At 61.0% G+C, this 11,989-nt stretch carries 14 protein-coding genes; 7 read left to right on the top strand and 7 right to left on the bottom strand.

Annotation, left to right across the window (positions count from 1 at the left end):
- Window positions 1-465: 465 nt before the first annotated feature.
- The 7 genes from VGH68_RS27345 to VGH68_RS27315 all read left to right on the top strand — a co-directional run bounded on the left by VGH68_RS27345 (window position 466) and on the right by VGH68_RS27315 (window position 8,611).
- Window positions 466-1,443, top strand: a complete 978-nt coding sequence (locus tag VGH68_RS27345; protein ID WP_331606849.1) for an AraC family transcriptional regulator — start codon at window positions 466-468, stop codon at window positions 1,441-1,443.
- Window positions 1,444-1,692: 249 nt separating this feature from the next.
- A complete protein-coding gene (locus VGH68_RS27340; protein WP_331606850.1) occupies window positions 1,693-2,559 on the top strand; it encodes a substrate-binding domain-containing protein in 867 nt (288 codons plus the stop codon).
- An 87-nt stretch (window positions 2,560-2,646) separates the two neighbouring features.
- Window positions 2,647-4,167, top strand: a complete 1,521-nt coding sequence (locus tag VGH68_RS27335) for a sugar ABC transporter ATP-binding protein (protein WP_331606848.1) — start codon at window positions 2,647-2,649, stop codon at window positions 4,165-4,167.
- Complete coding sequence (locus tag VGH68_RS27330; RefSeq protein ID WP_331606847.1) at window positions 4,154-5,161, top strand: ABC transporter permease; 1,008 nt, start codon at window positions 4,154-4,156, stop codon at window positions 5,159-5,161. Before VGH68_RS27335 ends, VGH68_RS27330 begins: the two co-directional genes overlap by 14 nt.
- Window positions 5,162-5,197: 36 nt before the next feature.
- Entirely contained in the window at window positions 5,198-6,286 is a 1,089-nt protein-coding gene (locus tag VGH68_RS27325) for an alcohol dehydrogenase catalytic domain-containing protein (RefSeq protein ID WP_331606846.1), read from the top strand.
- Between the two features lie 46 nt (window positions 6,287-6,332).
- A complete protein-coding gene (locus VGH68_RS27320; protein ID WP_331606845.1) occupies window positions 6,333-7,877 on the top strand; it encodes an FGGY-family carbohydrate kinase in 1,545 nt (514 codons plus the stop codon).
- Complete coding sequence (locus VGH68_RS27315) at window positions 7,874-8,611, top strand: SDR family oxidoreductase (protein WP_331606844.1); 738 nt, start codon at window positions 7,874-7,876, stop codon at window positions 8,609-8,611. Before VGH68_RS27320 ends, VGH68_RS27315 begins: the two co-directional genes overlap by 4 nt.
- A 91-nt stretch (window positions 8,612-8,702) precedes the next feature.
- Here VGH68_RS27315 and VGH68_RS27310 read toward each other — a convergent pair whose 3' ends face one another.
- From VGH68_RS27310 to VGH68_RS27275, 7 genes are all read right to left on the bottom strand, one after another.
- Window positions 8,703-8,987: a contact-dependent growth inhibition system immunity protein gene (locus VGH68_RS27310; protein ID WP_331606843.1), complete on the bottom strand. Its 285-nt coding sequence runs from the start codon at window positions 8,985-8,987 to the stop codon at window positions 8,703-8,705.
- 250 nt (window positions 8,988-9,237) lie between these two features.
- Window positions 9,238-9,522, bottom strand: a complete 285-nt coding sequence (locus VGH68_RS27305; RefSeq protein ID WP_331606842.1) for a contact-dependent growth inhibition system immunity protein — start codon at window positions 9,520-9,522, stop codon at window positions 9,238-9,240.
- A 320-nt stretch (window positions 9,523-9,842) separates the two neighbouring features.
- Complete coding sequence (locus tag VGH68_RS27295) at window positions 9,843-10,124, bottom strand: contact-dependent growth inhibition system immunity protein (RefSeq protein ID WP_331606841.1); 282 nt, start codon at window positions 10,122-10,124, stop codon at window positions 9,843-9,845.
- 86 nt (window positions 10,125-10,210) lie between these two features.
- Window positions 10,211-10,495, bottom strand: coding sequence for a contact-dependent growth inhibition system immunity protein (locus VGH68_RS27290; RefSeq protein WP_331606840.1), 285 nt, complete (start codon window positions 10,493-10,495; stop codon window positions 10,211-10,213).
- A gap of 165 nt (window positions 10,496-10,660) precedes the next feature.
- Window positions 10,661-10,945 (bottom strand): contact-dependent growth inhibition system immunity protein, encoded by a 285-nt coding sequence (locus tag VGH68_RS27285; RefSeq protein ID WP_331606839.1) that lies wholly within the window; start codon window positions 10,943-10,945, stop codon window positions 10,661-10,663.
- A gap of 17 nt (window positions 10,946-10,962) precedes the next feature.
- The gene (locus VGH68_RS27280) at window positions 10,963-11,793 is read right to left on the bottom strand and encodes an RNase A-like domain-containing protein (protein WP_331606838.1); all 831 of its coding nucleotides are present in this window, start codon (window positions 11,791-11,793) and stop codon (window positions 10,963-10,965) included.
- The coding region (locus tag VGH68_RS27275) for a hypothetical protein (RefSeq protein WP_331606837.1) at window positions 11,763-11,989 on the bottom strand (227 nt) is incomplete at its 5' end. The genes VGH68_RS27280 and VGH68_RS27275, both read right to left, overlap by 31 nt.

Below are 11,989 nucleotides of genomic sequence, written 5' to 3'. Positions count from 1 at the left end.
CTTGATGCGCGCGATGAAACGATCCCGCGCCGATGTGCAGGATCACGTGTGCGGCCGCGCCGCTGCCTTGCCCGCTGTTCATGTGTGTCTCCTAGGTCGGGCAGAGTGAGCGCTCGTCCGCTGCTGCTGCCCGCATGCAACCAGGTTGCAATCGTTCGCGCTCGAAGCGCGCGTTATGTGCGTCGAGCATTTGCTCTGTATGTGAGCGAATGATCGTACCGGGTGGGGCGAAAGTCAAGGCGAAACGCGTACCGCAGCGAGCATCCCAGCCGTACGGACGGTTTTTGCATTGCATCAAATTTGACCTTCCGAGCGTCGGGGCTAACCCGAATGCAAAAAAGTATCGATCAGCGGTCTCTTTTCGAGTGGTGGCTCGCGTGTTTCGCGGTTACTTTTAGCTTTAACAAGCTCGAATTCGGCGGCGCGCATATCGTTCACAGCGCGACCGCCTCATGGAGGCAGACAGTGGAACCTGATCTCGAAATCGTGGCCGTGCGCCCCGACGAATCGTTCAAGGTGTGGTCGCATGGCTATCCGTACCGCACGGTGCGCTGGCACTTTCACCCCGAATACGAGATTCACCTGATCGTCGCGACCACCGGCAAGATGTTCGTCGGCGATTACATCGGCAGCTTCGCGCCCGGCAACCTCGTGCTGATGGGGCCGAACCTGCCGCATAACTGGGTCAGCGACGTGCCGGAAGGGCAGAGCGTCGCGCAGCGCAATCTGGTCGTGCAGTTCGGTCAGGAGTTCGTGTCGAACTGCGTCGACAGTTTCCCGGAGTGGCGCCAGCTTCAGGCACTGCTTGCCGACGCGCGCCGCGGGCTGTCGTTCGGCCCGCAGACCGCCGCGCAGATCCAGCCGCTCTTTCTCGAACTGCTCGCCGCGCGCGGGCTGCGCCGGCTCGTGCTGTTCATGTCGATGCTCGACATCCTGATGAGCGCGCAGGATCGCGACACGCTGGCGAGCCCCGCATATCAGGCCGATCCGGCCAGTTTCGCGGCGACCCGCATCAATCATGTGCTGTCGTATATCGGCAAGAACCTCGCGAACGAGTTGCGCGAATCCGAGCTCGCGCAGCTGGCGGGGCAGAGCGTCAGCGCGTTTTCGCGCTACTTCCGCCGCCATACCGGGCTGCCGTTCGTACAGTACGTGAACCGGATGCGCATCAATCTCGCGTGCCAGTTGCTGACCGACGACACACTGAGCGTGACCGACATCTGCTTCAAGGCGGGCTTTAACAACCTGTCGAATTTCAACCGGCAGTTTCTCGCGGTAAAGGGAATGGCGCCGTCGACCTTTCGCCGCTACCAGCAACTGAACGATGCGAGCCGCGACGCTTCCGAACAGGCGGCCGCGCACGGCAGGGGCATCGACAACGCACCGGCGATCGTGCTTGCGCCGGGGCTGCCGCGCGGCGGCGCCGCTCATCCGCTCACGTAGTCCGTTCATGTAGTCCGCTAATCGGGTCCACTCGCGTTTCAACACGCATCGCGCTGTGCGCACACAGCGCGACGGGCGTGCTCACTTCAAAAAAAGGAGACAACCATGAAGCAATTCGCTAACCAGCCGCTGCACCGTGCTCTCAGGTCTGCTTGCCAGTCCGCGTTGAAGTCATCCGGGCGGCCGGGTTCGCCGCGCACGCTTGCCCGCCGCGTTGCCACGCTGGCGTTCGGTCTGTCACTGGTCGCGATGTCGGCCGCTCAAACCGTGCAAGCCGCGCCGCTGAAAATCGGCATGACCTTCCAGGAACTGAACAACCCGTACTTCGTGACGATGCAGAAGGCGCTCAACGATGCGGCCGCGTCGATCGGCGCGACGGTGGTGGTCACCGACGCGCACCACGACGTCAGCAAGCAGGTCAGCGACGTCGAAGACATGCTGCAGAAGAAGATCGACATCCTGCTCGTCAATCCGACTGATTCGACCGGCATCCAGTCGGCGGTCACGTCGGCGAAGAAGGCGGGCGTGGTGGTCGTCGCGGTCGATGCGAATGCCAACGGCCCGGTCGATTCGTTCGTCGGCTCGAAGAACTACGACGCGGGCGTGATGGCCTGCGAGTACCTGGCGAAGTCGATCGGCGGCAGCGGTGAGGTGGCGATTCTCGACGGCATTCCGGTCGTGCCGATTCTCGAACGCGTGCGCGGCTGCAAGGCGGCGCTCGCGAAATCGCCGGGCGTGAAGCTGGTCGACACGCAGAACGGCAAACAGGAACGCGCGACCGCGCTATCCGTGACCGAGAACATGATTCAGGCGCATCCTAATCTGAAGGGCGTGTTCAGCGTGAACGACGGCGGCTCGATGGGCGCACTGTCGGCGATCGAATCGTCGGGCAAGGACATCAAGCTGACCAGCGTCGACGGCGCGCCTGAAGCGATCGCCGCGATCCAGAAGCCGAATTCGAAATTCGTCGAGACGTCCGCGCAGTTTCCGGCCGACCAGGTGCGCATCGCGCTCGGCATCGCGCTCGCCAAGAAGTGGGGCGCCAATGTGCCGAAAACGATTCCTGTCGACGTGAAGATGATCGACAAGAGCAACGCGAAAGGCTTTAGCTGGTAACGGCGCATGCGCTGAGTGTGGCGGTTGCCGTGCGCGGCCGATGCGCACGGCGACCGGCTGCCACGCAAGCCGCGACAGGAACACGCGATGGACACGATTCTCAAGCTCGACAACATCAGCAAAAGCTTTCCCGGCGTGAAGGCGCTGCAAGCGATTCACCTCGACATCGCGCGCGGCGAGATTCACGCGCTGCTTGGCGAGAACGGTGCGGGCAAGTCGACGCTGATGAAGATTCTGTGCGGCATCTATCAGCCGGACGAAGGCACGATCACGCTCGATGGCGAGCCGCGCCATTTCGCGAACTATCACGATGCGGTCGCCGCGGGCATCGGTATCGTGTTCCAGGAGTTCAGCCTGATTCCGTATCTGAACGCGGTGGAGAACATGTTTCTCGGCCGTGAAATGCGCACTCGCTTCGGCATGCTCGACCGTACGAGGATGCGGCGTGCGGCGGCGGCCATTTTCGCGCGGCTGGGCGTCGCGATCGACCTGTCGGTGCCGATTCGCGAACTGTCGGTCGCGCAGCAGCAGTTCGTCGAAATCGGCAAGGCATTGTCGCTCGATGCGCGCGTGCTGATTCTCGATGAACCGACCGCGACGCTGACGCCGGCCGAAGCCGCGCATCTGTTCACGATCATGCGCGAGTTGAAGCAGCAGGGCGTCGCGATGATCTTCATCTCGCATCACCTCGAGGAGATTTTCGAGGTATGCGACCGCATCACGGTGCTGCGCGACGGCCAGTACGTCGGCATGACCGAGGTCGCGCAATCCGACGTGAGCCGGCTCGTGCAGATGATGGTGGGGCGCCGCATCGAAAACAGCTTTCCGCCGAAGCCGCCGCCGCGCGCCGACGCGAAGATCGTGCTCGACGTCGTGCGCCTGCAGTTGTTCAAGGACAGCCCTGAACTCAGTTTTACGCTGCGCGAAGGCGAAATTCTCGGCTTCGCGGGGCTGGTCGGCTCAGGGCGCACCGAGACCGCGCTCGCGGTGATCGGCGCGGAACGGGCCTACGCGAAGGAGATTCGCGTGAACGGCGCGGCCGCGAAACTCGCCGATCCCGCCGATGCGTTGCGCGCGGGCGTCGGCATCCTGCCCGAGAGCCGCAAGACCGAAGGGCTGATTACCGACTTCTCGATCAAGCAGAACATCTCGATCAACAACCTCGGCAAGTACCGCTCGCTGCGCTTCTTTATCGATCAGCGCGCCGAGGCGCGCGCGACCGCCGACATCATGAAGCGCGTCGGCGTGAAGGCGCCGACGATGCACACGGAGGTCGCGACGCTGTCGGGCGGCAACCAGCAGAAGGTCGTGATCGCGCGTTGGCTCAATCACCACACCAACATCCTGATCTTCGACGAGCCGACGCGCGGTATCGACGTCGGCGCGAAGGCCGAAATCTACCTGCTGATGCGCGAACTCACCGCGCGCGGCTATTCGATCATCATGATCTCGTCCGAGCTGCCTGAGATCGTCGGCATGTGCGACCGCGTCGCCGTCTTCCGGCAGGGCCGTATCGAAGCCATGCTCGAAGGCGACGCGATCGAGTCGAACGCCGTGATGACCTATGCGACCGCCGGTTCGCTCGGAGCCAATCATGAACACGCCTAATCCGTCTTCATCGCCGAAACCGTCCACCGTGGCGAGCGATACGCCCGGCGCGCCGGTGCGCTTCAGCTGGGCCGCGCTCAAACGTTCGACGCTGTTCTATCCGTTCATCGGTTTGCTGGTCGTGTGCATCGTGATGGTGTTCGCGAGCGACAGCTTTCTGTCCGCCGCGAACATCGAGAACGTGCTGCGCCAGGTGTCGATCAACGCGATCATCGCGGTCGGCATGACCTGCGTGATTCTGACGGGCGGCATCGATCTGTCGGTGGGCTCGGTGATGGCGCTGTCCGGCACGCTCGCGGCCGGGCTGATGGTGGCCGGGATGAACGCGGTGGCCGCGCTGGCGGTTGGCATCGCGGTGGGTCTCGGCTTCGGCGCGGCCAACGGCTTTTTCGTCGCGTTCGCCGGTATGCCGCCGATCATCGTCACGCTCGCGACGATGGGCATCGCGCGCGGTCTTGCGCTGATCTACACGGGCGGCTATCCGATCGACGGGCTGCCCGACTGGGTCAGCTTCTTCGGCAGCGGCAAGATTCTCCACCTCCAGGCGCCGGTCGTCATCATGGTCGTCGTCTACGCGATCGCGTGGGTGCTGCTCGAACGCATGCCGTTTGGGCGCTACGTGTACGCGATTGGCGGCAACGAACAGGCGACGCGGCTCTCAGGCGTGCGGGTCGCGCGCGTGAAGCTGCTCGTCTACACGATCGCGGGCCTGACCTCGGCGTTCGCCGCGATCGTGCTGACCGCGCGCCTGATGAGCGGCCAGCCGAACGCGGGCGTCGGCTTCGAACTCGACGCGATCGCCGCCGTCGTGATGGGCGGCACGTCGATCTCCGGCGGCCGCGGTTCGATCATCGGCACGCTGATCGGCGCGCTGCTGCTCGGCGTGCTGAACAACGGGCTGAACATGGTCGGCGTGAATCCTTACGTGCAGAACGTGATCAAGGGCGGAATCATTCTGCTCGCGATCTATATCAGCCGCGACCGCAGAAAGTAAATCTCCCAAACTCTCTCCAACTGGCAGGACCATGCAATGACGACTCAAATCGACAATCCGACGATGACCGCCATCGTCTGTCATGCGCCGAAAGACTATCGCGTCGAGCAGGTGAAAAAGCCCAGCGCCGGCGCGCGCGAACTCGTAATCCGAATCGCCGCGTGCGGGATCTGCGCGAGCGATTGCAAATGCCATTCGGGCGCGAAGATGTTCTGGGGCGGCCCGAGCCCGTGGGTCAAAGCGCCGGTGATTCCGGGCCATGAGTTCTTCGGCTATGTCGAGGAACTCGGCGACGGCGCAGCCGAACACTTCGGTGTGAAGAAAGGCGAGCGTGTGATCGCCGAGCAGATCGTGCCGTGCGGCAAGTGCCGCTATTGCAAATCCGGCCAGTACTGGATGTGCGAAGTGCACAACATCTTCGGCTTTCAGCGCGAAGTCGCGGACGGCGGCATGGCCGAATACATGCGCATTCCGCCGACCGCGATCGTCCATAAGATTCCCGATGGCATTTCGCTCGAAGACGCGGCGATCATCGAGCCGCTTGCGTGCGCGATTCATACGGTCAATCGCGGTGATCTGCAGCTAGATGACGTGGTTGTGATCGCGGGTGCGGGTCCGCTCGGTCTGATGATGACCCAGGTCGCGCATCTGAAAACGCCGAAAAAGCTCGTCGTGATCGATCTGGTCGAAGAGCGCCTGGCACTGGCGCGCGAATACGGTGCGGACGTGACGATCAATCCGCAGAAGGATGACGCGCTCGCGATCATCCATTCGCTGACTGACGGCTACGGCTGCGACGTCTATATTGAAACGACCGGTGCGCCGATCGGCGTGAACCAGGGGATGGATCTGATCCGCAAGCTCGGGCGCTTCGTCGAGTTTTCGGTGTTCGGCGCGGATACGACACTCGACTGGTCGGTGATCGGCGATCGCAAGGAACTCGACGTGCGCGGCGCGCATCTTGGGCCTTATTGCTATCCGATCGCGATCGATCTGCTGGCGCGCGGGCTGGTTACATCGAAGGGCATCGTTACACACGGCTTTTCGTTGGAAGAATGGGACGAGGCGATTGGAATCGCGAACTCGCTGGATTCGATCAAGGTGCTGATGAAACCGCGCGCGTGAAGCTCGCGCATGCGAATGCCGAGCATCAGCTGTCAATGGAGAGTCTATGAACTACGTGATCGGCGTCGATATCGGCACGCAGAGCACCAAGGCGCTGCTGGTCGATCAGCATGGCGGGATCGTCGCGCAGCACGCGTCGAGCTATCAGCCCGATACGCCGAAGCCGCTATGGGCGCAACAGTGGCCCGCGGTGTGGGTGAAGGCGGTGATCGAGTGCGTGGCCGCGTGCGTGCGCGATGCGCAAGCGGCCGGCGTCGCCGCGAGTTCGATCAACGCGCTGTGCGTGAGCAGCCTGTACGGCGGATCCGGGATTGCGGTCGACAGCGAGATGCGGCCGCTCGCGCCATGCCTGATCTGGATGGACCGGCGTGCGACCAGCCAGGTCGAGTGGGTGCGCGAGCACGTCGATGTCGAACGGCTTTGCACGATCACCGGCAACGGCGTCGACAGCTACTACGGCTACACGAAGATACTGTGGCTGCGCGAAAACGAGCCCGACGTATGGGCGCATACGCGCTATTTTCTGCCGCCGAACGCGTACGTGATTTACCTGCTGACCGGCGAGGTCGCGGTCGATCACAGTTCGGCCGGCAATATCGGCGGCGTGTACGACATCGCCAAACGCGACTGGTCGGACGAAGCGCTCGACATGCTCGGCATTCCCGCGACGATGATGCCCGATCGCCTGGTCGAATCGTCGGAAGTGGTGGGCGGCCTGCTGTCGCAATGGACGCCGCAGCTCGGACTCGACGCCGGCACGGCGATCGTCGCGGGCGGCGTCGATGCGGCGATGGCGACGTTTGCGGCAGGCGTCACGCGCGCGGGTCAGCACGTCGCGATGATCGGCACCAGCATGTGCTGGGGCTATATCGATCAGGATGTCGACGCGCGCCATGGTCTCGTCAGCATGCCGCATGTGTTCAACGGCCAGCACGACATCTATGTGTTCGGTGGCGCGATCACCGCGGGCGCGTCGGTTGCATGGTTCCGCGAACAGTTCTGTCACGCGGAGATCGAGGCCGCGCGCGCGACCCCGCATGGCGATGCGCATCGCTTGCTCGAAGCGTCGGCCGCGCAGGTGCCGGCCGGCGCCGATGGCGTGCTGTTTCTGCCGTATCTGATGGGCGAGCGCAGTCCGGTGTGGGACGCCAAAGCGAGCGGCGCATTCGTCGGCCTGAGTCTTTTTCATACGCGCGCGCATCTGTATCGCGCGGTGCTCGAAGGTGTGTCGTTCGCGCTGAAGCACAACATCGAGGCGGGGCGCAAAGGCGCACCTTCGCTCGACGACAAGCTGATCGTGGTCGGCGGCGCCGCGAATTCGGACCTGTGGATGCAGATCATCGCGGATGTCACCGGCTATCCGGTCTACACGATCGAGCAGGACGTCGAGGCGGCGATGGGCGCCGCGCTGCTCGCGGCGTTCGGCGTCGGGCTGGTATCGCGGGAGGTTGCGCAGGGCGGCTGGGTCACGCTGATCGAACGCGCGCAACCGGAGGCCAAGCGCATGGCGTTATACGCGCAACGCTTCGGCGTGTACACGGATCTTTATCCGGCGTTGAAGCCGGTCATGCATCGGTTGCAATCATCATGAACGCCACTTTCGATTTTTCCGGCCGCTCGATTCTGGTAACGGGCGCCTCCAGCGGCATCGGCCGCGCGACGGTCGAAGCGTTGTGCGCGAGCGGCGCGTCCGTCGTCGCGGCGGCGCGCAACGTGAACGAACTCGCGCGGCTCGCTGAGGAAACCGGTTGCGAGCCGTTGATGCTCGACGTCAGCGACGAAGCGGCGATCGACGACGCGTTCGCGTCGCTCGAGCCGTTCGATGGCCTGGTGAATTGCGCGGGCATCGCGTTGCTCGAGCGCGCTATCGATACGACGGCGGCGAGCTTCGATCGCGTGATGGCGGTGAACACGCGCGGCGCGGTGCTGGTCGCCAAGCACGTCGCGCGCGGGATGCTCGATGCGCGGCGCGCGGGCAGCATCGTCAACGTATCGAGTCAGGCGGCGCTCGTCGCGCTCGACGAGCATCTGAGCTATTCGGCGTCGAAGGCCGCGCTGGATGCGGTGACGCGCGCGCTATGCATCGAGCTGGGGCCGAGCGGGATTCGTGTGAACAGCGTGAACCCGACGGTCACGCTGACGCCGATGGCGGTGCAAGCGTGGAGCGATCCGGTCAAACGCGATCCTGCGTTACAGGCGATTCCGCTCAGGCGTTTTGCGGAGTCCGCGGAGGTTGCCGCACCGATCATGTTTTTGCTGAGCGACGCGGCGTCGATGATAAGCGGCGTGTGCCTGCCGATCGATGGGGGTTATACCGCGCGGTAGAGGGGCGGGCGCTGTATCGGTTGGCAGGTGAAATGGAAGTAGATGGAAGCCTGCCGGACGGGCGGGGCCGTTCGGCCGGAAGAAGCACAGGCTACTCGTTCAGAAGAAGGCGCTTAACCTCGTCAAGAAAAGACTCCGTGGTGTGCACCCACAGCGTCGGATTGAACTGGCTGCCGAATTCATCCTCAAATGCGGCGTCAAGATTTCCAGCGTGGTCGCACTTGAATTGGTCTATCTCGGCCACCGTCGCGTTAATCTCTTCCGGTGTGCATTCGCATGTAAATGACGAAACCAGTTCTTCAATTGTGTTTCCAAACAGGTCGAAATCCTCGTGAAATCGGCCGCAAATCAATTGATACAAGTTTTCGTATCTCATAGATCAATCTCCAGGAGAAACCAGCGTTCGACTATAGATGTGTGGATGTAGTACGGCATCCGTTATGCGTTTCGTACTTCAAGACAACCTTCACTTCCCGGTGCGGCCGCATGATCAGCGGTGTGTATCTGCCGATCGATGGGGGTTATACGGCGCGGTAGAGGGGGCACGCACCGTCGGTTGCACGGCGGAGTGAAAGTACCAGGAAACCCTCCCAACGACGGGGCCGTCCGATGCAAAGAAACGCAGGCTACTCGCTCAGCAGAAGGCGCTTAATCTTGTCGAGGAAAGCCTCAGTGGTTTGCTCCCGCGCGGTCGGATCACACTGGTGGCCAAATTCCTTCTCGAAAGCCGCGTCAAGGTTTCCAGCATGATCGCTCTTGAACCGGTCTATGTCGGCCACCGTTGCGTTAATCATGTCTGGCGTGCATCCGCTTGCGCAAGCGCGGACCAGCTCTTCAATTGTGTTTCCCCAGTAGTCGAAATCCTCATTGAAGTAGCCGAGGATCAATTGCCCCAGATCGTAATATTTCATTCATCTATACCCATAAGTCGCCTGTCGAGCACAGCCGCGAAGATGTAGTACGGCATCCCGTTATACGTCCCGTACTTCAAGACAACCTTCACTTCCCGACGCTGGCCTCGATTCCACTCCGCTTTGCCGAGCCAGTGGAAGTCGCCGCACCTATCTGGTTTCTAGTGAACGGTGCGGCGGCGATGATCCGCGGCGTATGCCTGGAGATCGATGGAGGTGACGCCGCGCAGTGGGGCTGCCACTGTCAGTTATCGGGTGAAGTGACAGTACATGAAGCCTTGTCAGACGTTGTGCGGTCGTCCGGTAGGAGTAAGCACAGGCTACTTGCTCAGAAGAAGACGTTTAACCTCGTCAAGAAAAGATTCCGTGGTGTGGCCCGACAGCGTCAGATCGAACTGCATGCCGAATTCTTCAAAGGCGGCGTCAAGATTTTCAGCATGATCGCTTTTGAATTGGTCTATCTCGGCTACCGTCGCGCGAATTATTTCTGGCGTGCATCCGCTTGCACAAGCCCGAACCAACTCTTCAATTGTGTTTCCCCAGTAGTCGAAATCCTCGTTGAAGTAGCCGCCAATCAATTGATCCAGATTGAAGTATTTCATATATCAATATCTACGCGAAATCAGTCACCGAGCATAGCCGTGAGGATGTGGTACGGCATCTCTTTATATGTTCCGGGAAGTACAGGCTATTCGCTCAGAAGAAGACGCTTAAGCTCGTCAAGAAAAGAGGCTGTGGTGTGCCCCCACAGCGTTGGATTGAACTGCCTGCCGAATGCCTCCACGAATGCGGCGTCAAGATTTTCAGCGTGATCGCTTTTGAACCGGTCTATGTCTGCCACCTTCGCGCGAATCATTTCTGGCGTGCATCTGCTTGTACAAGCCCGAACCAACTCTTCGATTGTGTTTCCCCAGTAGTCGGAATCTTCGTTGAAGTAGACACCGATCAATTGATCCAGATTGTCGTATTTCATCTACTGACACTCACTCGAAATTAGTCGCCGAGCATGGCGGTGAGAATGTAGAACGGCATGCCGTTATACGTTTCGTATTCGAGACGACCTTCACTTCCCTGCATTGGCCTCGATCCCACTCCGCTTTGCCGGGCCTGAGCGGTTGTCAGTGCGGAGAAAGACAGGCTACTCGCCTAAAAGAAGACGTTTAATCTTGTCGAGAAAAGCCTCGGTGGTTTGCTCCCACGCGGTCGGATTGCAGTGGTGGCCAAATTCCTCCTCGAAAGCCGCGTCAAGATTGCCAGCATGATCGCTCTTGAACCGGTCTATGTCGGCCACCGTTGCGTTAATCATGTCTGGCGTGCATCCGCTTGCGCAAGCGCGGACCAGCTCTTCCATTGTGTTTCCCCAGTAGTCGAAATCCTCATTGAAGTAGCCAAGGATCAATTGCCCCAGATCATAATATTTCATGCATCCATACCCATAAGTCACTTGTCGAGCATAGCCGTGAGGATGTAGTACGGCATCCCGTTATACGTCTTGTACTTCAAGACTACCTCCACGGTACTGCTATCTACCAACGTGTCGGTCTTCTTGACCAATGCATAACCTACTTTTCTTCCAACGTTCTTTCTCAGCGTCAAATTTCGGGTTGGTGCTTTCGTCCATGCGTGAATCTCCAACGCACTTGCGCGCATCGTTTCCGATATGGCCCACTCCGCCTGCTCAAGATTGACGAAAGACGAAACTATTTCCTTCTTCGGCTCCAACCTGAGCCTCTCCCGCAAGTGCGCCTCAGTCCTCCCCACATGTTTCAAAATCGTATGTCCGCCGATCTGACTGCCCGCCTTCGCCTCGTGCATGTGCAGATTGATCCGGCCCACCGTGATACGAGCAGCGCGTGCTGCCCTGATCGAGCCGGCAAAGCCGAATGGCACCGCGATATCGAGCGACAGGCCGATATTGTTCGCGATGTCAGGGCTCGCCTTCATCGCTTCAGCAAGCTTCGTCGTGCCCTGCCGGGTCAGCGTCGCGGTGTCCCCGCCCGTCCAGACCTGCCGCAGGCCTGCTGCCGCCGTGTCCGAGCCATGTACCCCAAACACGATACAGCCGGCTTTGCTTGCCATCGTCGGCTCAGGCAAAACGCAGAGCGCAGCCGCACCGACCATTTCCAGCACGCCGCCGACGACCTCCAGTCCGCCCCACAGCCGGTTGGTGAGCATCTCCGTGTGGCTGATCGACTGGCGTGATAGCACGGCCGCGAGTTGCGGGGCACTCAGTACAATCTTCACGCCTTCTTCGTTATCGGCACCCGACATATCGAAACCCTCTTCTGTTTTTTGGGGGTTCCGATGCTGCCATGCACACTATCTCTCAAAATTCGGATAACTCCGAATCTGCCGCCGTCCGATTCGCGCGGTGCTTGTGTTGCATCAAGTGGGAAGAGCAGCGGTATTACGTTTTCATCCGCGACGATGCCAGCTTTGCCGCGGAGTGCGTGACGCGCGTTAGCCG

This window comes from Paraburkholderia sp. (assembly GCF_036488505.1).
GTDB lineage: Bacteria > Pseudomonadota > Gammaproteobacteria > Burkholderiales > Burkholderiaceae > Paraburkholderia.
The sequence above is the reverse complement of the archived record's forward strand: the minus strand, read 5'-3'. Positions and strand labels throughout refer to the sequence as shown.